Origin of the sequence: Nocardia sp. NPDC024068, from assembly GCF_040638875.1 — a bacterium.
GTDB lineage: Bacteria > Actinomycetota > Actinomycetes > Mycobacteriales > Mycobacteriaceae > Nocardia.
The window spans coordinates 231,822-256,747 of record NZ_JBEZYU010000002.1 but is presented as its reverse complement, the minus strand read 5'-3'; the positions used below and the strand labels follow the sequence as shown (position 1 = coordinate 256,747).

The following is a 24,926-nucleotide window of genomic DNA, read 5'->3' as shown; positions in this document are numbered from 1 at the left end:
CCCCTTGCTGTGGTCGGTGATCTCCGTCCACCACACGCTACGACCTGGAGAGCACTCCAGGTCAATAGTGACCTGGAGTGTCGCGAACCGAATGCGGCGCCGAGCCGGAACGGGCATCACGACGGTGCGCAGGAGGCCGGGCAGGACCGGACGATCGACGCTTCGAGGTGACGCGGAGTCCCGTCGCGAGGCGGCCACCAAAGAACTACTGCCCCAATGAGCATGGGCTTGAGGCGCCCATACGGCCGTGGTCGGATCAGTGGGTGCATCAGCCAGCCGAATCCGGTGATACCGGGCCCGAACCCGTTCTCGCAGAACAGTTGCGAACGTATCTGAGCGCTATGACCGGGACCGAAGTGCGGCCGGAAGACGATATCTTCGCGCTGGGATTGGTGAATTCCCTTCGGGCGCTGGAAATTGTCGCCTACGTGGAGCGGACCTTCGCTCTCACCGTGGAGGTCGAGGATCTGGACCTGGACAATTTCCGTACCGCGGGCCGCTTGGCCGGGTTCGTCACCAGGAAAATCGGGGTCGGGCCGCGGTGACGGGTTTCGCCGGGCTGGTGGCGGCGGCCCGTGAGAACGCCGCGGAATGGGATCGGACCGGCCTGCCCGCGGACGTCATCGGCGCCGCGGCCGGGGCCGGGCTCCTCGGCCCGGACCGCCCGCGGGAGTGGGGTGGGCACGGTCTCGACGCGTACGAACTGGGCGAACTCGCCGCCGAACTCGGTGCCGTGTGCACGTCACTGCGCAGCCTGCTCACCGTCGGGGCCATGGTGAGCGCGGCCGTCGACCGCTGGGCGACCGCCGCCCAGCGCGCGTACTGGCTGCCGCGGCTGGTATCCGGAGAACTCGTCGCCGGACTGGCCGCCACGGAACCCGGCGCGGGCACCGAACTCGCCGGCGTCGCCACGGTATTCGAAGAAGACGGTACGGAACTGCGGGTATCCGGCCGCAAACTGTGGGTGAGTTTCGGCGCGGTCGCCGATGTGCTGCTGGTACTCGGCCGAACCGAAGACGGTCCGCTCACCGCGCTCGTCCGCACCGACCAACCCGGAGTGGTGGTGGAACCGGTGACCGGCCAGCTCGGTATGCGTGGTGCCCGGATCGCGCACATCACGCTGAACGGTGCCCGCGTACCGCGCGACCAGCTCATCGCTCCGCCGGGTTTCGGGCTCAGCCATGTGCTGGGCACCGCACTGGACCATGGGCGCTACACCGTCGCCTGGGGATCCGCGGGAATGGCCGGGGCCTGCCTGCACGAGGCCGCACGACATGCGGCCGAACGCACCCAGGGCGGCACCCGGCTCGCAGACCACGCGACGATCCGCGCCGCGCTGGGGCGCGGGTGGGTCGAGGTACAGGCCGCGCGGGCGTTGTGCGAACGTGCCGCCCGCGCCCGCGCGGCCGGCGACCCGGACACGGTGATGGCGACCGTCGCCGCCAAATACGCCGCCGCGGAAACGGCGGCCCGGGTCGGTGCGGAAGCGGTACAGATCTGCGGCGCCGCCGGGTGTGCGGCGGACAGCCCCGTGCAGCGATTCGCCCGCGACGCCGCGGTCGCGCAGATCATCGAGGGTTCTCGCGATATCGCCGCATTGCATCTGGGTGAGCAGGTACTCACCCGGATGGCCCGAGCCGAGGACGGTCGCGGATGATCGGGATCGGACCGGTGACCGCGGTGTTCCCCGAACAGGACCTGCGGGTCACCGACCTCCCCGAGCTCGCCGAGCTGCCCCCGCGGCAACGCGAACACGCGCTCTCCCTGGGGATCGAGCGGGTGCGCTGCGCCGACGGTGCGACCGAGGTGGATCTCGCCCTGCCCGCCGCGCGGGGGGCGCTCGCCCGCGCCGGGCTCGAACCCGGCGCCCTCGACGCCATGATCCTGGTGCAGGGCCGGGTACCGCAATACCTGCTGGCCTCCGAGGCCACCCGGCTCCAGCATCTACTGGGCGCCGGCCGCGCGTTCGTCACCGGGGTCGGTGAGCTCGGCTGTGTCTCGGTCTCGGCGGCACTGCGGCTCGCCGCCGCACTCCTGCGTGGTGATCCACGCTGCCGGAACGTGCTGGTGGTGACCGCGGCCCGCACACCCACCCGGGCCCGCTATCGCAGTCCGATGACCATCCTCGGCGACGGTGCGGCCGCGGTCCTGCTCACCGGCGCGGCCGCCGACAGCCGATACGAACTGATCGATATCGCGGTACGCAGCGACGGCCGCTACGCAGACCTGTTCCGCATCGACTACCGGGACGTTCCCAGCGCACGCTGGGTCGAGGAATGCGCCGACGAATCCACGTACAGCTTCCGCCTCGCGGTGGACAGCAGTAAACGGTTCGCCGCGCTCAATGCCGAACTGCTGGCACACAACGGCCTGCTCACCGAGGACGTCGCGGCCACCCTGATGCAGAACCTGTCCGCCGGTGCCTTCGCGTTCTGGGCGGAATCCCTCGGCCGGCCCATCCACCCCGCTTGTGCGGGCAACCTGGCCCGCTACGGGCATCTCGGCCCGGTGGACGTACTGATCAATCTGGACGATGCCGCGGCGACCCTGCCGCCGGGTGCCCCGGCGCTGCTGCTGAACAGCAGTCCGGTGGCGGCGTGGAGTACCGCGGTGTTGCGGAGAACGGATGTGGGAGTGTGACCGCTCGCGCGGAGCCCGTGAAATGCCTGGTCTGGGATCTCGACGATACGGTCTGGGACGGGGTGGTGCTGGAGAACGACCGGCCCGTACCGACCCCGGCGGCGTTGCGCAGTCTGCGTGCCCTCGACGATCGCGGCATTCTGCACGCCGTCGCCAGCCGGGGCGAACTGGCGATCGCGACCGATCAGCTGCGCCGGCACGGGATCGAGGACCTGTTCTCCGCGATCCAGGTGGGCTGGGGTCCGAAATCCGAAGCGGTGCGGGCGATCGCGGAGTCGCTGGGCATCGGCCTGGACACGGTCGCGTTCGTCGACAACGATCCGGTCGAACGCGCCGAGGTCGCCGCCGCGCTGCCGCAGGTCCGGTGTTATCCGGCCGAACAGGTCGCCGAACTGCCGGAGTTGCCGGAATTCGTTCCGGAGGTGATCACCGCGGAGTCCCGCCGTCGCCGCGACTACTACCGCGCCGAACGGGCCCGCCGCACCGGCGAGAACGAATACGCCGGTTCCGACGCGGATTTCCTCGCCTCACTCGGCCTCGAACTGACCGTGCGCCGCGCTACCGCGGCAGACCTGGACCGGGCGTACGAACTGACGGTACGCACACATCAGCTCAACACCACCGGCCGCACGTTCGATCTCGCGGAACTGCGGGAACTGTGCGGATCGCCGGACCACGAGGTGCTGGTCGCGGACCTGCGCGATCGATTCGGCGAGTACGGGACCATCGGGTTGGCGGTCACCCGGCGCCGCGGAACCGATTCGGTGCTGCTGCTGACCCTGATGTCGTGCCGGGTGATGTCGCGCGGGGTGGGTGGGCCGTTCATCCGGTTCCTGATCGAGCGGGCCCGGGCCGCGGGCTTGCGGCCGACGGCGGAGTTCGTGCCGACCACGGCGAACCGGGTGATGCTGGTGACCCTGCGGTTCGCCGGATTCGCGGTGGCCGCCACGGACGGCGATCACGTGCTGCTCGCCCACGACCCGGAACACCGGGACCCACCGGCGCCGCATGTCCGGGTGGTGGGCGAGATCTCCGCGGCGGACCTGCCGGGCGCACTGTTCGGCCAGGTGCACCGGGTACCGGACCGCACGGCAGTGGTGGTGGGCGATCGGTGCGCGACCTACCGCGAACTCGACGAGACCACCACCGTCCTGGCTCAGCGGTTGGTGGCCGCGGGAGTACGGCCGGGCACCGTGGTGCTGGTTCATCTGCCGCAGAGCCTGGAAACCGTGACAGCGATGCTCGCGGTGCTGCGGGCGGGAGCCGCGTGGTGGGTCGCGGAGCCGGACAGTGCGGTCACCACCCTGAGCGCCCTGACCGCCGACCTCGATTGCACGGTGGCCGTGGTCGCCGGCCCGGTTCCGCCGGGATTTCCGGAACAGCTCGTGACCGTGGATATCCACGACACCACGCCGGTACGAGCCGATCTCCCCGCCACCGTCCCCGACGGCGCCCCGGCCTATGTGATCACCACGTCGGGGTCCACCGGAATTCCGAAGGCGGTCACCGTGTCCCGGGCCAACCTGGCCGCCATGATCAGCGCCCGCGACTACTACCGGCGGGGCCCCGAACCGGTGATATTCACAGCGATGCGCGTGCTGTGGGACGGCTGGCTGATGGGTTTCGCCTGGGGCCTGACCGTCGGCGCGACCAATGTCCTGCCCGATACCGCGACCCTCGGTAACGTGGCCGCCCTGGGCGATCTCGCCGCCCGATGGCGCCCGACGCATCTGGTCGCGACTCCGTCGATGTACCGTCTGCTGCTACCCGGGCTCGCCGGGCTGCGGTCGGTGCTGCGGCTGGTCGCACTCGCCGGTGAGCAGGTCCCGGCGACCGTGATCGCACGCCACCGGGAGTTGTTGCCGGAGACCGGTTTCGTCAACGAATACGGTCCCACCGAGGCGACTGTCACCTGTATCGCCCATGAGGTGGTTGAGTCACCGGCGGGTCGGGTACCGATCGGTACCCCGCTGCGCGGGTCCACCGCGTACGTGCTCGACCCGAGCCTGCGACCGGTTCCTCCGGATACGCTCGGTGAGCTCTACCTCGGCGGTCGCCAGGTGGTGCCCGGATACGCGGCGCGGGCCGCGCTCACCGCGGGTGTTTTCGTCCCCGACCCGTACACAGCGGCGCCCGGGTCCCGGATGTACCGGACCGGCGACCTCGCCGTCCGTGGCAGCGACGGCGCGATCGAATTGCACGGCCGCGCCGACGGACAGGTCAAGGTGCGTGGAGTGCGGGTGGAGCGATCCGGTGTGGAGGCCGTACTCGAGAGTCATCCGGCGATCCGGGAGGCGGCCGTCGTCGACTCCGTGGGACCCGACGACGCGATCCGGCTGACGGCCTTCTGTGTAGCCGCCCACCCCGGAGTGGACCGTCCCGCTGCCCGCGACCTCATCGCCCATTGCCGGGGCGGTCTCGTCCCCCAGGCAGTACCGCACCGGTTCCGGTTCCTCGACGCGATCCCGATCGCGGCGGCGAGCACCAAGCGGGATGAGGCGGTGCTGCGGGCGCTGGCGGCCACCGGCGCCGCCCCCGTGCCGGTTTCCCGGGACGGCTGGTCCGAGACCGAGCGGGAGCTGGCGGAGATCTGGCAGCACACCCTGGGGCACAACGATTTCGATCGCACCGATGGCTTCCTCGATATCGGCGGCGATTCCCATCTCATCGTGCGGCTGCACCTGAGCCTGGACGCGCGGTGGCCGGGCGCGATCCGGGTGGGCCGGCTGTTCGATCTGGCCACCATCGAAGCCCAGGCCACCGCCCTCGACGCCGCCCGCGAAACCGAGGACGAAACCCCTACGCCGCTGGCGTTCGAGCTGTGAGCGGAGCACCCGTGTACACCTACCGTGACGACGATATCGCCATTATCGGCATCGGCGCCCGTTTCCCGGACGCCGATGATCCGGACCGATTCCATACCAACCTCGCGGCCGGCCGCGACAGCGTCGGCCCGATGCCGGCCGACCGCAGCGCCGCCACGGGACTCGGTGCGCCCGCGGACTTCCTGCCGATGGGCTATCTCGCCGATGTGCACGGTTTCGACCACGACTTCTTCGGGCTGTCCAGGCGGGAGGCGGCGCTGATGGATCCGCAGCAGCGTCTGGCCCTGGAACTCGCACACCGAGCCGTGGAGGACGCCGGGTACGACCTGGCAACACTGCGGGAAACCGATACCGCGGTGGTGTTCAGTTCGCCCACCCCCGCCTACCACGGGATGGTCGCGGATTCCGGTCCGCTGGGAATGCTCGGTAATCTCGGGTTCGGCACGCCCGCCCGCATCGCTCATCTACTCGGCCTCAGCGGCCCCAGTTATGCGGTCGACAGCGGCTGCAATGCCTCGCTGATCGCGGTACATCACGCATGTCGTGAGCTGCGTTCCGGCGATGCGCACTACGCGCTGGCCGGTGGCGCCAGGGTTGCGGCGTCCGGCGCGCGGGCCACCGGGCCCGGGCTCTTCTCCGAGATCGTCTCGCCCAGCGGCCGCTGCCGGGCCTTCGACGCCGCGGCCGACGGCGCCGCCGGCGGTGAAGGCGGCGCGGCCCTGCTGCTGACGACCCTGGCCCGGGCGCGTGCCGACGGGGCGGCGGTGTACGCGGTGATCGCGGGCAGCGCCACCCTGCACAGCGGAAATACCGCCGCGACCATCAGCGCACCGAGCGCTCCCGCGCAGCAGCGGGTGATCGAGCGCGCGTGGCGGCAGGCCGCCGCGGCGCCGGCGACGGCGGGGTACCTGGAAGCGCACGGTTCCGGGACGCGGCTCGGCGACGCGGTGGAGCTGGAGGGTATCGCGGCGGCCTTCGGTGCCGGGCGGGCCGAACCGCTGCCGGTGGGGTCGGTGAAAACGAATATCGGGCACCTCGATCACGCGGCCGGTATCGCCGGTCTGGTGAAGGCGGTGCTCAGCCTCGCGCACGGGCAGCTGTACCGGTCCCTGCATTTCGAGCGGCCCACCGATGCTCTCGACCTGGCGGCGTCCAAGATCGAGGTGGTCGCCGGGACCAGGCCCTGGCCTGCCGGGGCGGCACCCCGCCTGGCCGGCGTCAGCTCGTTCAGTCTCGGCGGCGCGAACGCGCACTGTGTGCTGGCGGAACCCCCGGCCGAGCCCGCCGGGGGTTCCGCACCACCGGATTCGCCGTCGCGGCTGGTACGTGTCTCGGCCCGCAGCGCCACCGCCCTGGCCGAACTCTGCGGCGCACTCGCCGAGAAACTGGGCGGCGGCGACTACGCCCTCGACGATGTGGCGTTCACCCTGAACCAGGGGCGGACCGGTTACGAGCACCGATTCGCGGCAGTGGTCCGCAGTACCGGTGAACTCGTGGTCGAACTCGCCGCGCGGGCAGGCCGGCCGGCGAGCGTCCGGGCCCCGGAACCCGCGCCCCGCGTGGCCCTGCTGCTCGCACCCGATACCGTGCCCGCCATCCACGCGCCCGGCCCCTTGCCGGACGAGCTCCCCGCCCACGGCACCACCGCCGAGGTGCTCGCCGCTCAGCTCGCGGTGCATCAGGAGCTGCGCCGGTGCGGGATCGAGATCGCGGCCGTGCTCAGCGCGGGAACCTCCAAATATGCTGCGCGTCACCTGCTCGGCGCCGCGCCGGGCGTCTCCGCGGGCGAGCTGGCCGCCACCGAGTTCACCGTCGATACGGAACGGCTCACCACGGCGGCGACCTCGCTGCGATCCGCCGGTCCCGTGGTGTTCTGCGAACCGGGGGTGGGCGGACGGCTCACCACTGCGCTGCGGGAACGGTCCGGCGCCGACGATATCGATATCGTGTGCGCCGCCGAGCCGCTACACCTGCTGGCCGCCCTGTACGAGCGGGGCGTCGACATCGATTGGGCAGCACTGTCGCCCGGTGGCGGTCGCCGGCTCCGGCTGCCCGGCCACCCGCTCCGGCGGACCCGCTGCTGGATCGACCTCCCCGGAGCCCCCCAGCCCACGTCGTCCCCTGTCCCGTCCGCGGCCCCGGCGGTGTCGGATCCGCAAAGCTGGCTGCGTGCGACGCTGCGCGAACTGCTGTACACCGAAACCGATATCGATTCCGACGCGGACTATTTCGAGCTGGGTGGAAATTCGCTCATCGCGGTGCAACTGGTGGACCGGGTCGAGGAGGCGTACGGCTTCCGGCCCAAACTGCTGGATGTCTACGAGCACCCGAAAGTGGCCGATCTCGCGGAACTGCTCGCCGCCGGGCCGCGGTCCGCGCCGCGACCGGACGTTCCCGAACTGGTCGCGCACGAGGAGCCGGTGCTCTCGTTCGGGCAGGAGCGGATGTGGTTCCACCATCAGTTCGACCCGGGAACGACCCTCTACAACTACCCGTACGTGAACCGCCTGCGCGGCCCGATAGATGTCGAAACGCTGCGCGGTGTGTTCGCCGATCTCGCCGAACGGCACGAATCGCTGCGCTACAACATCGAAGCGCCCGACGGTCTGCCCGAGCTGCGTATCCGCCCCGATCTCGGTGATTTCTTCCGCGCGGCCGACGTGTCGGCGGCGCCGGATCCGGTGGCCGCGGCCCGGGAACTGGTCCGGACCGCGGCGGGGGCTCCGTTCGATCTGGCCACCGACCCGCTGCTGCGCGTCACGCTGATCACTCTCGGGCCGGCCGACCATGTCCTGCAGATCACCTGCCATCACATGGTGACCGACGGCGCCACCCCGGTGATCCTGGCCCGGGAACTGCCGGAACTGTACGCGGCCCGCAGCGAAGGCCGCCCGCATCGCCTGGCCCCGCTGCCATTCCGCTACCGCGATTACGCCCGGTGGCAGCGGCGCCTGCTGGCGAGTTCGGCCCTCGATCACGAACTCGACTACTGGACCCGGACACTGACCGGTGCGCCACGGCTGGAGCTGCCCACCGATTTCCCGCGCCCCCCGCGCAAGGGTTTCACCGGCGACCTGCTGCCGTTCACCCTGCCCGCCCCGCTGCTGACCGAGCTGCGGGCACTCGCCCGCCGGGAATCGGTATCGCTGTTCGTGGCGCTGCTGGCCGGGCTGTATCTGACCCTGGCCCGGTACTCCGGGCAGCGCGATATCGTCGTCGGCACCCCGACTTCCGGGCGGAATCGCCGAGAACTCGACGGCATGCTCGGCTTCTTCAACAGCACAGTCGCGCTGCGCGCCCAGCTGTCCGACGACCTGCCGCTGCCGGATTTGCTGACGCAGGTACGGGCCGTGGTACTGGGTGCGCTGGAGAATCAGGAAATCCCGTTCGAACGGGTGGTGAATGCGCTCGGCGAACACCGGGAATTGAGCCGTACCCCGGTATTCGACGTCATGTACGTGCACCAGGAGATCCCGGAGATCACCCCGCTCGCGGATACCGTCGGATCCGGTTTCGACACCGACCACAGCCCGGCCAACGCGTTCGGCGGGCTCCCCGCGGGCACCGCGAAATTCGATCTCACCCTGGTCACCTACGCCAACACCCGGGGACCGGCACACGATATCGGCGCCTGCGTGGAGTTCAGTACCGAACTGTTCACCCGGCAGACAGTGGAGGGGCTGGTCACGACCTATCTGTCCGTACTGACCCGGATGGTGGCGGCCGCCGCGCCGACCGTGGGTGAACTGCTGCGGGAAAAGGCATCTCCCGGCGAACGTATTTGCCTCGCGGATCCCGGAACCACCACCACTGTGGCGACGGAAGACGACCGCGCGGTGGCCGCAGGCCGCGGCACCGGTATTCCCGGCGACCGTCCACGGCGACCGGGCGGATACGGAGTGGACCGGGTGACCGGGCCGCTACCGGACACCACGGATCCCGCCACTCTCCTCGCCGCCTGGGTGAGTCTGCTCGCGTGGTACTCCGGCCGGGACGAGGTGCTGGTGGGTGTGGTACGCCCCGGACGAGCCCGGCCGGAACCCGCGCTGATCGATATCTCCGACGAACCCGGCTGCGCCGTGCTGGTCGCCCGGGCGCGGGCCGTCTGGGCGGCGGAACCCGGTGCGGAAACCGGATTCCCGCCCTCGGCGTGGTACGGGGCGCTCCCCGGCGCCGGTACCACGACCGAACTCGCGCTGGCCCCGTCCGGGGCCGGCGAAGAGCCGGAGTTCACCCTGGGGTACGCGCCGGAGCTGTTCGACCGGGACACGGTGGCGGAGATGGCGGCCGATCTGGTCCGGTTGCTCGAAGCATGGTCCGCCGAACCGTCCGCGTCGGTATTCGAGGTGATGGCGCGATGAGATCCATCGGTGTGGTCGGCGCGGGCACCATGGGAATCGGTATCGCGCAATGTCTGGCGGTGGCGGGCCACCATGCCGTGGTGGTCGACACCGACGACGCGGCCCTGGCGCGCGCGGATACCGCCCTGCGGCAGGCGGTACGGCTCGCCCTGCTGCTCGGCAGGGGCGACCGCGCGGCGCTCACCCGTGCGCCGGAATCCGTCGAGTGGACGACCGATATCGCGGCATTGCACGACGCGGAGTTCGTCATCGAGTGCGTGACCGAGGAACCCGGGCTCAAAACCTCCGTATTCCGTGACCTCGACCGAGTCTGCGGGGCCGCCACGGCGCTGGCGTCCTGCACGTCCGCGATTCCCATCGGGCGGCTCGCCGCCGCCACCGCGCACCCCGAACGGGTTCTCGGCCTGCACATCATGAACCCGGCGCCGCTCACCGGCACGGTGGAGGTCGTGCGCGGCGCGCAGACTTCCGCCGCCGCTCTCGACCTGGCGCTGGCAGTGGTCGGGGAGATGGGTAAGGACGGGATCGTGGTGCCGGACCGGCCGGGATTCGTCATCAACCGGGTGCTGATGCTGTCGATCGTGGAAGCCGCGGCCGCGGTCGCGGACGGCGTGAGCGCGGCCACCGTGGACACGCTTTTCGAGGGCTGTCTCGGGCACGCCACCGGGCCGTTGCGCACCGCCGACCTCATCGGGCTCGACAACGTCGCCGACACGCTGACCGTGCTCCGTACCGAACTGAACGACGACCGCTACACCGCGCCGCCCGTGCTGACCGCGCTGGTCGCGGCGGGGCAGTACGGGCGCAAGACAGGGCAGGGTTTCCATGACTATCGCTGACCGGACCGCCGAGCCGCGGATGCGGGACGAATCCGCGGATCGTGCGTATTGGGCCGGCCTGTTGCACGACGCCCCCCGGCCGGAGGAACCCGCGGTCGCCCCGCCGGGGGAGGCCGTGCTCGCGCTCCCGGACTCGGTCGCCTTCGCCCGGCTGGCGCGGTCGGGCGGCGGCACCGACGCGGTCGTGCTCGCCGGACTGGCGGTCCACGGACAGCGCTTGGGCGGCGCCGCGGAACTGATGGTCGCGCACCGCGCGGAATTCGTGCTCACGCCCATCCGGTTGCGGGTGAACCCGTACACGAGTTTCGCGGCACTGGTGCGTGACGCCGGGGTCGCCTTGCGCCGGGCGCGCCGGCATCGCTTCCAGGATGCCGACGATCCTTGGCCGGACCGATCCGACCGGCGGTGGGCACTGGCAGCCGAACATTCGGGCGGGCAATGGCGCATCGCGGTTCCCGGTCCCGGCGAGGAGTGCGTGCGTTTGTTCGAACAGCTCGTAGCCGACCCGGCGCGCGCTGTGGGCGGTGTCGGCGCGCCCGCGGTCCTACCGGACCGGAATGCACCCGCACCCGATTCGGGCAACGACGATCCCGCCGCGCCGGCCACACTGCTCGACGACTTCCGGGAAACAGTGCGGCGTACACCCGAGGCCGTCGCTGTGCGCAGCACCGACGGGGCGGTGTCGTACGCCGAACTCGAGGCCCGGGCCAACCGGTGGGCACACCGGCTGGTCCGGGCCGGTGCCGGGCCGGAGACCGTGATAGCGCTGGCCGTCCCCCGATCGGTGGATGCCGTCGTGGCCGTCTACGCGATTCTGAAGGCCGGTGCGGCCTTCCTCCAACTGGACCCGGATCTGCCCGCGCACCGCCGCGACCGGATACTCGATACCGCGCGACCCCTGGTGCTGCCGCAGCTCGCCCGGCCCGGTGAGCCCCCGGTCCGGGTGCTGGAAATCGGGCATATCGGCGTACTGGATCGGGTGTCCGCCGGCGAACCGGCGACCGACCCGGGGATCGCTGTCCGTGGCGACAATCTCGCGTACGTCATGTTCACCTCCGGTTCGTCCGGTCACCCCAAAGGTGTCGGTGTCGGGCACGCCGCACTGCGCAACCAGCTCGCTTGGATGCAGCACCGATTCGGCTTGGACACCGGCGATACGGTGCTACAGAAGACGCCCGTCACCTTCGATGTATCACTCTGGGAAGTGTTGTGGCCGTTGCAGTGCGGTGCCCAGCTGGCAATTCCGTCATCGGACGGGCCACTCGCCCCCGGGGCTCTCGCCGAGCTGATCCGCCGGTTCTCGGTGACCACGGTGCATTTCGTGCCCACCATGCTCCGCCTCTTCCGGGAGACCGAACAGCTGCCGCCCACTGTGCGCCGGATACTGGTGGCCGGTGAGGCATTTCCGCGGGACCTGGCCCAGCGGTGCGCGGGCGGACCGGCCGAGGTGGTCAATTTGTACGGCCCCACCGAGGCATGTATCGCTGTCACCGAACACCGGGTGGTCCCCGGTGATCCAGGCCCGGTCCCGATCGGCACGCCGGTCCACCGGGTGGGCTGCCGGATACTCGACGCCGTCCTGCGGCCGGTTCCGGACGGCGTCGCCGGGGAGCTGTATCTGACCGGAGTCCAGCTCGCCCGCGGCTATCTGAACCGTCCGGCGGAGACCGCCGCCAGGTTCGTCGCCGACCCGTACAACCCCGGTGCGGGGCGTATGTACCGCACCGGCGATCTCGTGCGCCGCCGCGACAGTCAACTGGAATATCTGGGCCGCAACGATTTTCAGCTCGAGATCCACGGCCTGCGGATCGAGCCTGCCGAAATCGAGGCGGCGCTGCTCGCCGACGAGACAGTGGCGGCGGCGGTGGTGATCGCGGATACCGACCGGCTGCACGGTTACCTGGTCGCGGCGCCCGGATACCGGATCGACCCCGCGGCTGTCCTGGCCGGATTGGCCGATCGCCTTCCCGGCTCGCTGCACCCGCACACACTCACCGTGCTCGACTCCTTGCCGTCGACGACGGCGGGGAAGATCGATCGCGGTGCACTACCCGAACCCGTCGTACCGGAAGCGGCCTATCGGGCGCCGGAAGACCCGGTGGCGGAAACCCTGGCCGGTGTCTACGCGGAGGTGCTGGGCCGGGAACGAATCGGCGCCGACGATTCGTTCTTCGCTCTCGGTGGTGACAGCATCATGTCGATCCTGCTGGTGGCGCGCGCCAAAGCCCACGGCATCGCGATCACCGCCCAGCAGGTTTTCGAGCATCGCACCCCCGCCGCCCTGGCCGCCGCGGCGGGCACCGCGACCGCGCCCGTGCTCGCGGAGCTGCCCGGGGCGGGTATCGGCGAGATGCCGCTCCCGCCGGCGGCGGCCTATCTCGTGCACCGTGGCGGCGGCTGGCGACGCTTCGTACAGGCGCTGGAACTGGAATTGCCGGTGGGCATCACCGCCGGTCAGCTGGCCGCGACGCTGTCGGTGGTGCTGGAGCGCCACGATATGCTCCGCTCCCGCCTGTACCGGGATGCCGGTGGGCAATGGCGGCTGTTCGCCGATGCGACCGCGGCGGTGCGTATCGAGGACCTGGTGGACCGGGTGCCCCTTGCTCCCGGACTGGACGCGGAGGCGCGCACCGCACTGGCGGCCGAGGCCTTCGACAGCGCGCTGAGCCGACTCGACCCGGCCGCGGGTGCGGTGCTGCGGTTCGTCTGGCTCGACCCCGGAACGAGCCGGGATGAGCCGGCGGGCCGGCTGATAGTGGTCGCACACCATATCGCCGTGGACGGTGTCTCCTGGCGGATTCTGGTGCCCGACCTCATCGCCGCCTGGACGCAGGTCGCGGCGGGCCGGATCCCGGTGCTGCCGCCCGTGGCGACCTCCATGCGCCGCTGGACGCATGCGCTGGCCGCGGAGTCCCGGCAGCCCGCACGGATCGCGGAACTGGAGCACTGGCAGGAGGTCACCGGCGGGGAGGATCCGCCGCTGGCCGGCCGGCCGTTCGACCCGGCCCGCGATCTCGCCGCCGCCGTGCGCTACACCACCTTCGAGTTCGACGAAAAGCGGACCGCCGCCGTGTTGTCCACCGTCGCCGAGCGGTACCACACGGGCGCCAACGAGATCTTGCTGACCGCGCTGGTGCTCGCGGTCGCGACGTGGCGGCCGCGTGAGGAGGTCCTGGTGCGCCTGGAAGGCCACGGACGCGCCCCGGATATCGCGCCGGGCGCCGATATCTCCCGCACCGTCGGCTGGTTCACTGCGCTGTACCCGGTACGGTTCCGGCTCGCCGGAATCGATATCGCCGAGGCGGCGGCCGGTGGTGCGAGCCTCGGGCAGGCCGTCAAAGCGGTCAAAGAGCAGATACGGTCCGTTCCCGGCCACGGGATCGGTTACGGGCTGCTGCGGTATCTGAACCCGGACACCGCGCCGGCCCTGCCCCGGGCGGAACCGGGCCAGATCGTCTTCAACTACCTGGGCAGCGTCGCTGCCACCGCGATCCCCGATGAACTGGCCGGTCTCGGCTGGATTCCGGCCGCCGACGCGGCCGCGCTGCCGCGTACCCCGGACCCCGATATGCCGGCCGCGGGTGCCCTGGAACTGGATATCATCGTGGTCTCCGGCCGCCTGCATGTCACCATCGGATATCCGGAGACCCTGCTCGACCGGGCCGCGGGGGACGCGTTCGTCGCGCAGTACGAAACCATGCTGGGGCTGCTGGCCGACCATGCCGAGACGGCGCGCGGCGGATATACCCCCTCGGATTTCCCGCTGGTTCAGGTCGGGCAGCCCGATATCGATCGGTGGGAGCGACGGTATCCCGGGCTCGTCGATATCTGGCCCGTGGGGCCGATGCAGGGCGGCCTGTTCTACCACGCCGTGCACTCCGGCCGGTCGGTGGATCCCTACGTGTTCCAACTGGTTGTCACACTCGCGGGCGCTGTGGATGCGGGAAGGCTGCGTGCCGCCGCCCGCGCCGTGCTCGCCGCGCACCCGAGTCTGCGGACCGCATTCCACGCCGCCGACTCCGGGATCCCGGTAGCGGTGGTCCCGGCGGCGGTATCGCTGCCGTGGTCCGAGATCGGCGTGGAAACCGACAGCGATATCGGCGCCCTGCTGGCGGCCGAGCGCGGTGCCCGGTTCGATCTCACCCGCCCGCCGCTGATCCGTTTCACCCTGGTGCGTTACGGACCGGAACGGGCGAAACTGGTGGTGACCAGCCACCATATCGTCTTCGACGGCTGGTCGGTTCCGCTGCTGATGCGGGATCTGCTGACCCACTATGCCGATCCCGGCCGCGAACACACCGGCCCGCGCCCTTCCTACCGCGACTACCTGCGCTGGCTGACCCGGTGGGACCGGACCGCCGCGGAACAGGCCTGGCGCAGTGCCCTGTCGGAGGCGACCCCCACACAGATCGCGGCGCCGGCCGCCCCCGCGCCACCCGGCACCCAGCCGTTGGAGGAAGAGCTGCTGCTTTCCGAGGAGGTCAGCCGCCGGATCGCGGAAACCGCGGCCGAATCCGGGGTCACCGTGAACACCGTGATGCAAGCGGCCTGGGCGCTCGTCCTCGGTGAGTACACCGGCGCCGGCGATATCGTCTTCGGCGCCACCGTATCCGGCCGGCCACCCGACCTGCCGGGAATCGAGTCCATCGTCGGCCTGTTCATCAACACCGTCGCGGTGCGGGTACGCCTCGACCCCGTCGAACCGGTGGCGACGCTGCTCACCCGGCTGCACACCGAACAGTCCGAGCTCGCCCGTCACCACCATCTGAGTCTCGCCGAAATCCAGGCGTGTGCCACCGGCGCGCGGCAGGAACTGTTCGACACCCTGCTGGTGTTCGAGTCGTACCCGTTCGACCCCGGCCTCGCCACCGCCGCGAGCCTGGACGGCCTGTCGGTGACCGGGTTCGAATCGTATGAAGCCACCCACTTTCCGCTCGCGCTCACGATCTGGCCCGGTGTGGGGCCCGTACCGCGGGTGGGGGTGGCCAACCGTATCCGCGTCGTCGCGAGCCACTGGCCGGGCGGGTTCGCCCCCGCGGCGGTGCGCTCGCTGCTCACCCGGTTCGGCGCCGCACTGGCCGCCGTCGGCACGCAGCCGGAGACCGTGGTGGGGGAATGGGCGCTCACGCCCGGCGCCCGGTCCGCGGATAACACCGAATCGAACGAGAACCGGAGGGACCCGCAGTGACCGCCTGGCCGCTGACCGCCGCCCAGCAGGAGATCTGGCTGGCGCACGAACTCGACGCCACCGCCGCACGCCTGATCGTCGGTGGGTACGTCCACATTCACGGACGGATCGATCCCGGGCTGTTCGAACGCGCACTCCGGGCGGTCGTCGCCGGTTCCGAGACCCTGCGGGTGCGGATCGCCGACGATACCCAGATCGTGGCGGAGCTACCCGATTGGCCCCTGGCGCACCGGCAGTTCGAATCGGTGGCGGCGGCCGAGCAGGCCCTGTACGCCGAACTGGACCGCCCGTTCGATCTGGGTATCGCTCCGCTGTTCGAACATCAACTGATCGACGTGGGCGCGGCCGGTTACCTGTGGTTCGTGAAAGCGCACCACATCGTGCTGGACGGTGCCGCCTTCATGGCACTGCTGCGGCGAGTGGCAGCGGTCTACACCGCGTGGTCCGCGGGGAACGCACCCGGCACCGGAGTGTTCGACACCGTGCGGGCCCTGGTCGAGGAAGATGGGCGCTATCGCGCCTCGGAACGGTTCCGGACGGACCGGGATTTCTGGTCGGCCCGGCTCCGGGATATGCCCGACGCACCGATGTTCGCCGAAGGGCCCGCCGGTACGGGCCCGGCCGGCCATCCGCGCTTCACCGGCGACCTCGCCGCAGGCGACTGGCAGGCGTTGCGGGCACAGGGTGACCGATGGGCGGCCGGCTGGCCCGCTCTGGTACTCACAGCTGCCGCCGCCCTGCTGCACGCGGACACCGGCGCACGCACAGTGGGTCTCGGGCTCACCGTCCCGGCGAAACGGTCCCGCAACGCCCTGGGGATGACCGCCAATGTCGTGCCGCTGCGGCTCGCGCTCGACCCCGCCGGCGGGGTGGCCGAGCTGGCGCGAACGGTCCGGGCCGACTCGCTGATCGCCCTGCGCCACCAGCGCTACCGGCTCGCCGATATGCACGCGGATGTGGCCGCGGCCGGCGGGGAGCGACGCCTGGTGGGCCCGGTGGTGAACATTCTGCCCCGGCAGCGGAGCGTGCAGTTCGGTCCCCATCCGGCGACCCTGCACGATATGTCCGCCGGGCGCACCGACGATTTCACCCTCAGCGTGTACGAGGGTGAACCGCGACTGCGCATCGCCCTCGACAGCACCACGGCACGTTTCGGCTCCGGCGACCTGGCCGCCCAGCACGACCGGCTGTCCTCCGCACTGCGCGCATTGGCCTACGCACCCGACGACCTGACCCTGGGCAGACTGCGTTTCGACACGGCCGCCGCGGCCACCGAGCCGGCCCGGGCGCTTCCACAGAGCCCGGAGGCCGTCGTCCCCGCCCGAACCATGCCGCCGTCCGGGCGCACCGGATCCGCCGCGGTACCGTCCACTCTCGTCTCCTGGTTCGCCCACAGCGTTCGTTCGTTCGCCGACGATCCGGCGCTCACCTTCGGCACCGAATCGCTGACCTACCGGGAGCTCGACCGACGCTCCGAACTGCTGGCCCGGCGGATCGCCGCCGCCGGCGCCGGGCCCGGCGAATACGTGGCGCTCGCACTCCCACGGTCGATGAATCTGGTGATCGCCGTCCTGGCGGTCCTGAAGACCGGGGCGGCCTATGTTCCGGTCGCCCCGTCCGACCCGGCAGACCGCGTGCGGTCGATCCTCGACGATTGCGCACCCGCCCTGGTCCTGGTCTCCGAGCCGGCCGCGCTGCCGGGCATCGAGATCCCGGAACTGGTCGTCGACGGCGCACCGGCGGTCGATCTCCCACCCGTACCGGACCGGGCAGCGCGACCCGGGGACACGGCGTATGTCATCTACACGTCGGGTTCCACGGGGAAACCCAAGGGCGTCGTCGTCACCCACGCGAACGTCGTCCGCTTGTTCACCACGACCGGCGAGTGGTTCGGATTCGGTCCCGACGATGTGTGGACACTGTTCCACTCCGTCGCGTTCGACTTCTCGGTATGGGAGATCTGGGGCGCGTTGCTCTACGGCGGGCGGCTCGTCGTGGTCGATCCCGATACCGCCCGTTCACCCGCGGATTTCCGGGAGCTGCTGGCCGTCGAACAGGTCACCGTGCTGAACCAGACACCCACGGCCTTCGGCACGCTGGCGGAGGCCGGCACCGACCCCGCCGCTACCGATCTCGCGGTGCGCTGGGTGATCCTCGGCGGCGAGGCGATCGAACCGCACCGTGTACAGGACTGGTACACAAGACATCCCGGCAGCGCGGTCGTCGATATGTACGGTGCCACCGAGACCACGGTATTCACCACCGGATATCTGATGGACCCGCGACCGCAACGGAACCTGATCGGCGGGGCTCTCCCCGATCTCCGGGTCTACCTGCTGGATGCCGCGCTGCGCCCGGTGCCGCCGGGGATACCGGGGGAGATGTATGTCGGCGGGCCCGGGGTCGCCCTCGGGTATCTGAATCGGCGCGCGCTCACCGCGGCCCGGTTCGTCGCCGATCCCGCCGGCCCGGCCGGAGCGGTCATGTATCGCAGCGGTGATCTCGCCCGCCGGGTCGACGGGGTGCTCGAATATCTGGGGCGGGCCGATCGGCAGGTGAAGATTCGCGGATACCGGATCGAACGCGGTGAGGTGGAAGCGGCATTGTGCGCGCTGCCGGAGGTCACCGCCGCGGCCGTGCTGGTCGACGACCGGACCCGGCTGGCCGCGTATGTGGTGTCGGAGCTGGACCCCGCGGTGATCCGGGACCGGATCGCGGCGAGCCTCCCGGCGCACGCGGTGCCGTCGGTGATCATCGCAGTTCCGGAGCTCCCGCTGACCGGGAACGGCAAACTGGACGAACGGCAGCTGCTCGCGATCGCACCCGCCGGTCCGTCGGGCGAACTCGACCGGGCCGGCAGCGACCACGAGACCACCGTGCACCGGTTGTTCGCCGAGGTGCTCGGCCGCACCGACTTCGGTCTCGACGACCGGTTCTTCGCCATCGGCGGCGACAGTATCCTGGCGATCCGGCTGGTGAACCTCGCGCGCATCGCCGGACTGTCGATCAGCGCCAAAGATATCTTCGAACATCAGTCCGTCCGCGCTGTGGCCGCGACCGCGAGCCCGGTCTCGGATACCGTCGCGCCGGGGGACCCCGGTGCGGCCTACGGCGCGACAGCGGCCACCCCGATCATGGACCGATTCGGTCGCGCCGGCGTGGTCACCGACGATTTCGCGCAGTACGCCATGGCCCGGCTACCCGCGTCGGTGACCGAACCGCAGCTCCTCGGCGCCCTGCAGACCCTCCTCGACCACCACGACGCGCTGCGGATGCGCGCCGAGTGGACGCCGCAGGACCGGTGGCAGGTCGAGATCCCCGAACCCGGTGCGGTGCGCGCCGAGAACGTGTTCCGCCGGATCGGTTCCGGAGGTGGTGCCGCGCAACGGGAGATCGAGCGGCTCGCGGCGCACCGCCGGCTGTTGCCGCGTGACGGCGTCATGGTGCAGCTCGTGGTCATCGACGAACCCGATGCCGCCATGCTGCTGCTGGTGATCCACCACCTGGTCGTGGACCATGTCTCCTGGCAGATCCTGCTACCGGATTTCGCGCGGGCACTCGCCGGCGACCCGCTGCACCCGGTGCCCGCATCCCTGCGTACGTGGTCGAATACCCTGGCACAGCAAGAACTCCCGGAAGACGAGGTGCGCTGGTGGCTCCGGTCCACCGCCACCGCCACCGCCACGATCGGCCGGCGCCCGCTCGATCCGATGCTCGACCGGATGGCCGATGCCGTGGCGGTCACGAGCCGGCTCGAACCGCAGTCCACGCAGGCCCTGCTCACCGCGGTACCGGAACGGTTCCGGGCCGGTGTCACCGAAATCCTGCTCACGGCGCTGTCGGTGGCGATCATGCGCTGGCGCGGTACGGAACCGGTCCTGATCGATATCGAGGGCCACGGTCGCGACTGCGTCCCGGAGCTGGACACGTCCCGCACGGTGGGCTGGTTCACGGTGGTGTACCCCGTGCCGATGGACGTCGCGGTCGCGGACTGGGAAGAGATGGTGGCCGGCGGCGAGGCACTCGCCGACGCCGTACAGCTGGTGCGGGAACGGTTGCGCGAGGTACCGAACAGCGGCATCGGTTACGGGCTGCTGTATCGCACCGGCCGGATCGACGCCCGGGCCCCGATCGGATTCAACTATCTCGGCCGGTTCGATGTGCCGGGCACGGCGGAACTCGAAGGATTCGGTAGCGCCCGCGGCCCGGAAGCGGCGGTTCTGCACGAGCTGGACGTCCAGGCCCATATCGACCCGTCGGGTGCTCTCGTCACGCAGTGGGCCTGGCCGGACGAGCTCTTCGACCGGGACGCCGTCGACGAACTCGCCCGGCTCTGGACCGTCGCGCTGACCGCATTCGCCACACACCACAGCCAACCCGTCCACGGCCGATACGAACCGTCGGACTTTCCGCTGGTACACGTCGACGAGGCCACACTCGAACAGCTCGGCCGCGAGCACGGCGCGCTCGGCGATCTGCTGCCCGCCACCTCGATGCAGGCGGGCATGCTGTTCCACACGCTGTACGAGGCCGAATCCGATCCGTACGCGGTGCAGGTCGTGCTCACCCTGCACGGGGAGGTCGATCCGGACCGGTTGCGGCACGCGGCCGCGACCGTCCTGCGCCGGCACCCGCAGCTCGCCGGCGCGTTCGCCGTACGCGGAGTAGACCGGCCGATCCTCGTGATACCGGCGGATCCGCCGGTGCCCGTGCGAGTGGTCGAGACCGGTGACACGCCCGTCGCGGAAACGGTGGAGCAGGTGGCCCGGGAGGATCTGCGCGCGCTGGACACCGGCATCGCGCCGGTGTTCCGGGTGACGCTGGTACCCGCGGAGCCCGGTAGCTACCAGCTGGTGTTCAGCTTCCACCACGCGCTGCTCGACGGCTGGTCCACCCAGGTGTTCCTTCGCGAACTGTTCCAGGTCTATCACCGTGTGCCGCTCGGTCCGGCGCCCTCCTACCGTGCTGTGCTCGCCCGCGCCGCGAACTCGGACCGGGCGGCCGCCCGCCGGGCGTGGGCGGAACTGCTGCGCGACGCCGAACCGACCCGGGTCGGCCGTACCGGCGGCGACCCGGCCGACCCCGCCGAGCTCCATACGTTCGCCCTGGATTCCGCGGTGTCCGCCGCGCTCACCGAATCCGCGGCGGCCCACGGCCTGACGCTGAATTCGCTGGTGCAGGCGGTGTGGACGCTGGTACTCGAATACCTCACCGGTAGCCGCGAGGTGATATTCGGTGTCACGGTGTCCGGCCGCGACGCCGGATTCGATACCGAGCAGGTGATCGGAATGCTGATGAACACCGTCCCGCTGCGGGTCCGGATCGATCAGGCGCACTCCACACTCGAACTGGCCGCCCACATCCAGTCCCAGCGGACCCACCTGCTCGAACACGATCATCTCGGTCTGAACGAAATCCTCGGCACCGTCCCCGGGTCCGGTGAGCTGTTCGACACCGCACTGATCTTCGAGAACTATCCGATCGACACCGCGACCTTCACGGATCCGGCGGCGGAGTTCTCGGTATCGGCGGCCGAACATCGCGATCGCACGCACTATCCGCTGGCGGTGACGGTGTTTCCGCAGCCGGTCCTGACCTTCCGGCTGGCGGTGCGACCCCAGCTTCTGGCCTGGTTCGGGACCGCGGCCGATATCTGGTCGGTGCTGTCACGGTTGTGTAGTGCGGTGGCGGCACAGCCCGCGAGACCGGTGGGACAGTTGCGGTTGCAGGCCGCGGATGTGCTCGGCCGGAGCCGGGGGCCGGCCCGGAACACCCCCGGCCTCTCGGTGCCCGACGTGTTCGAGAAGGTCGCCGCCGAGCACACCGATCGGGTCGCCCTCTGGTGGTCCGGAACCGAGATCACCTACGGCGAGCTCGACGCGCGCGCCAACCAGGTCGCCCACCTGCTGGCGCGACAGGGGATCGGTGTGGGTACCCCGGTCGGGATCGCCCTGCCACGGTCACCGGAACTGGTGGTCACCTTTCTCGCGGTGCTGAAACTGGGCGCGGTCTGCCTGCCCATCCACGACGGATACCCACCTGAACGTGTCGACTGGCTCCTGCGGCACACCGGGGCCGAAACCGTGCTGCGCGACCCGGCTTTCGCCGCGGCCGCCGCGGAGCTACCGCCGACGAATCCCGGCCCGCCCGTGCCCGCCGCGGCGACCGCCTGGCTGATGTTCACCTCGGGCTCGACCGGAACCCCCAAAGGGGTGCGGATCACCCACCGCAACATCGTGGCACGTGCGCTGGACGAGATCGGCCGGGGCGGCGCGCACGCCCGCTTCCTCCTGCATTCGCCGTACACCTGGGACATGGTCGTGTACGAGCTGTGGCTGCCGCTGCTGACCGGACGCAGTGTGGCCATCGCGCCACCCGGACCGCTCGATACCGCGGACTACCGCCGGGTACTCGGCGCCGCCGACATCACGTCGCTGCTGCTTTCCGCGGGCCTGTTCCAGGTACTTGCCGAAACCGTGCCCGCCGAGCTGGCTCGCACCGAGGATATCGCGGCGATCGGCGATGTGCTGGCGCCCGCGGCGGTGGCCCGGCTGCGAGCCGTGGCCCCGGAACTCGCGGTGACCAACCTGTACGGGCCGGTCGAGGCGACCGCGTTCGCGCTCGCCCACCGGATTCCGCCCGGAATCCCGGAGAACCGTCCGGTCCCGATCGGGGTCCCGGTCGACAACACCGGAGTCGCTGTGCTGGATACCGCGCTGCGGCCGGTGTCACCCGGGGTCGGTGGGGAGATCTATCTGTCCGGCGCCGGGGTCGCCGCGGGATATCTGCGTGAACCGGGCCTCACCGCCGCGCGTTTCGTCGCCGATCCGCACGGTGACCCCGGTTCGATCATGTACCGCACCGGCGATATCGGTACCTGGGACCCGGACGGCCGGTTGCATTTCCTCGGGCGTGCCGACCGGCAGCAGAAGATCAACGGTTACCGGATCGAACCGGGCGAGGTCGAGGCGGCTCTGCTGCGGCAGCCGGATATCGCCGCGGCGGTGGTCACGGCCCGGCCGGGGAAAACCGGGAAGATACTGATCGCCCACGTGGTGGCCCGCGGCGAACGCCCCGACCCGGCGGAGTTGCGGGCCCGCCTGTCCCGGACGCTGCCCTCCTATCTGGTGCCTGCCTCGATCGTGCCGATCGATGAACTGCCCCTCACCGCGAACGGCAAGGTCGATGTCGCGGCATTACCGCACCCAGGACGCGCCCCGGCCGGTGGCCCGGGAACGCAGCGCCAGCGGTTGCTGGCCGAGGTGGTGGCGGAGGTGCTGGCCGTGGACGAGGTGGGTGCCGACGACGACTTCTTCGAGCTGGGAGGCGACTCGCTGTCGGCGATCCGGCTGGTCGACGCCGTCAACACCGCATTCGCCGCGACGATTTCGGTCCGCGACGTCTTCGACGCGTCGACGGTCGCCGAACTGACCGAGCGGCTGGAAAACGGTGGACCGCACACGCGGCCGGCAGCGCAGCGCGAACCGGCGGCGCCCGCGAACCGGACATCGTCCGAACCGATTCCGCTCACGCCCGCCCAGCAGCGGCTGTGGACCATCAATTATCTCTCCGACGGAGCGCCCGGGTACCTGCTCCCGCAGGCAGTCGAGATCACCGGCCCGCTGGATGTGTCCGCACTGCGGGCAGCTGTCGCGGATGTGATCGAGCGGCACGAGATCCTGCGCACCGTGCTCCCGTACACCGAGGCCGGCCCGGTCCAGCGCGTTCTCCCCGCTTCCGGGGCCGATCACCCCGGTAGTGATCTACCACTGGTTGTGGAGCACTGTGCCCCGGAAGAACTCGACGCGGCCCTGACCGCGGAACTCGGCCGCGGTTTCGACGTGCGGGTGGAAGTGCCGATACGCGTCCGGCTGTTCCGCCTGGGCGAATCCCGCCATATCTTCGTGTTCGTCCTGCACCATATCGCCGGCGATGTCGAATCCCTGGTGCGTCTGGCCGAGGAGTTCGGATTCGCCTATGCCGCACGTGCCGCGGGCCGCGCCCCGGAATGGCAGGCGCCCGCCGTGCAGTTCGCGGACTACACCCTGTGGTTGCGCGACCGGATGGGCTCGGAATCGGAACCGGGCACCCGCGCCGCCGCCCAGGCCCGCTACTGGCTGACCGAACTCGCCGGAATACCCGAGACACCGGTACTGCCCACCGACCATCCGCGTACCCGGCGCGTGGAGAACCGCGCCGGCAGCGTGCCGCTGAACTTCGACGCCGAAACCCATCGGGCGATCGCGCGGACCGCGCAGGAATGCTCAGCGAGCATCTACCTGATCCTGCACGCCGCATTCGTCTGCGCGCTCGCCGAATTCGGCGCCGGAGCGGATATTCCGGTCGGCGTGGCGGTGAGCGGCCGTGACCACGAATCGCTCGATGCCATGATCGGCTGCGCCGTGCACACCGTCGTGGTCCGGGCGCGGACCGGACGCGCCGCCACCTTCCGTGATCTGGTGAGTCAGTTGCGCGAGGGCCTGATCGGCGCCACCGAACACAAGGAATTCCCGTTCGATCGTTTGGTGGCCCTGCTGAATCCGCCGCGTTCGCGGCACCATTACCCGCTGTTCCAGATCGCCTCGACCTTCTATCGAGAACTCGCTGTGGGCCATCCGTCCGGCTCGGTCACGATCCAGCGGAAGCAGCTCCCGCTGCAGCACACCGAGTTCGAACTGCTGTTGCAGTTGCACGACGGGTACGGCCCCGGCCGCCGTCCCGCCGGTATCGGCGGCGAGCTGGTCTACGCGGCCGAACTGTTCGACCATTCGACGATCGAGGCGCTGGCTGCCCGGATAGACGACCTGGTGTCGGCCCTGTGCCGCGATATCGACGCACCGATCGTGCCGGCGGTCCGGGTGTGAGCGGCGCTCCACGTCCCGGCCGGGGTACGCGGCGCCCGCCCAGCATTCGAATCGGGGTGATCTCAAAGCGGGCGGCCACGATGCGGGTGGCGCAATAGCCGCGCCGGAACGCATTCGCCCAGGTCGCGCCACCATCGGCCCGGCGAATTGCCCGACCGCCGGATGCCGGCCGCTCAGGGCCGTCCGGGGGCGCCGCGAAACGCCACTAA

Annotated in this window: 8 protein-coding genes; all 8 read left to right on the top strand. The window is 70.5% G+C overall.

Annotated elements, in window-relative coordinates:
- Nucleotides 1–77: 77 nt before the first annotated feature.
- From AB0F41_RS03920 to AB0F41_RS03885, 8 genes are read left to right on the top strand one after another with little or no spacing between them, the layout of a single operon-like run.
- Nucleotides 78–545, top strand: coding sequence for an acyl carrier protein (locus AB0F41_RS03920; RefSeq protein WP_357421185.1), 468 nt, complete (start codon nt 78–80; stop codon nt 543–545).
- Nucleotides 542–1,657, top strand: a complete 1,116-nt coding sequence (locus AB0F41_RS03915) for an acyl-CoA dehydrogenase family protein (RefSeq protein ID WP_357421184.1) — start codon at nt 542–544, stop codon at nt 1,655–1,657. The genes AB0F41_RS03920 and AB0F41_RS03915 overlap by 4 nt, the downstream gene beginning before the upstream one ends.
- Complete coding sequence (locus tag AB0F41_RS03910) at nt 1,654–2,640, top strand: 3-oxoacyl-ACP synthase (RefSeq protein ID WP_357421183.1); 987 nt, start codon at nt 1,654–1,656, stop codon at nt 2,638–2,640. Before AB0F41_RS03915 ends, AB0F41_RS03910 begins: the two co-directional genes overlap by 4 nt.
- Entirely contained in the window at nt 2,637–5,465 is a 2,829-nt protein-coding gene (locus AB0F41_RS03905; RefSeq protein ID WP_357421182.1) for an amino acid adenylation domain-containing protein, read from the top strand. Before AB0F41_RS03910 ends, AB0F41_RS03905 begins: the two co-directional genes overlap by 4 nt.
- On the top strand, nt 5,462–9,826 hold the full coding sequence (locus AB0F41_RS03900) for a condensation domain-containing protein (protein ID WP_357421181.1): 4,365 nt from the start codon (nt 5,462–5,464) through the stop codon (nt 9,824–9,826). The genes AB0F41_RS03905 and AB0F41_RS03900 overlap by 4 nt, the downstream gene beginning before the upstream one ends.
- On the top strand, nt 9,823–10,665 hold the full coding sequence (locus tag AB0F41_RS03895) for a 3-hydroxyacyl-CoA dehydrogenase NAD-binding domain-containing protein (RefSeq protein ID WP_357421180.1): 843 nt from the start codon (nt 9,823–9,825) through the stop codon (nt 10,663–10,665). Before AB0F41_RS03900 ends, AB0F41_RS03895 begins: the two co-directional genes overlap by 4 nt.
- The gene (locus tag AB0F41_RS03890) at nt 10,652–15,853 is read left to right on the top strand and encodes an amino acid adenylation domain-containing protein (RefSeq protein ID WP_357421179.1); all 5,202 of its coding nucleotides are present in this window, start codon (nt 10,652–10,654) and stop codon (nt 15,851–15,853) included. The genes AB0F41_RS03895 and AB0F41_RS03890 overlap by 14 nt, the downstream gene beginning before the upstream one ends.
- A complete protein-coding gene (locus tag AB0F41_RS03885) occupies nt 15,850–24,717 on the top strand; it encodes an amino acid adenylation domain-containing protein (RefSeq protein ID WP_357421178.1) in 8,868 nt (2,955 codons plus the stop codon). Before AB0F41_RS03890 ends, AB0F41_RS03885 begins: the two co-directional genes overlap by 4 nt.
- The last annotated feature ends 209 nt before the right edge of the window (nt 24,718–24,926 follow it).

Excerpts from the sequence above, each read along its gene's own strand:
- AB0F41_RS03910 (WP_357421183.1), top strand. The coding sequence starts at position 1,654 with ATGATCGGGATCGGACCGGTGACCGCGGTGTTCCCCGAACAGGACCTG.
- AB0F41_RS03890 (WP_357421179.1), top strand. The coding sequence starts at position 10,652 with ATGACTATCGCTGACCGGACCGCCGAGCCGCGGATGCGGGACGAATCC.
- AB0F41_RS03895 (WP_357421180.1), top strand. The coding sequence starts at position 9,823 with ATGAGATCCATCGGTGTGGTCGGCGCGGGCACCATGGGAATCGGTATC.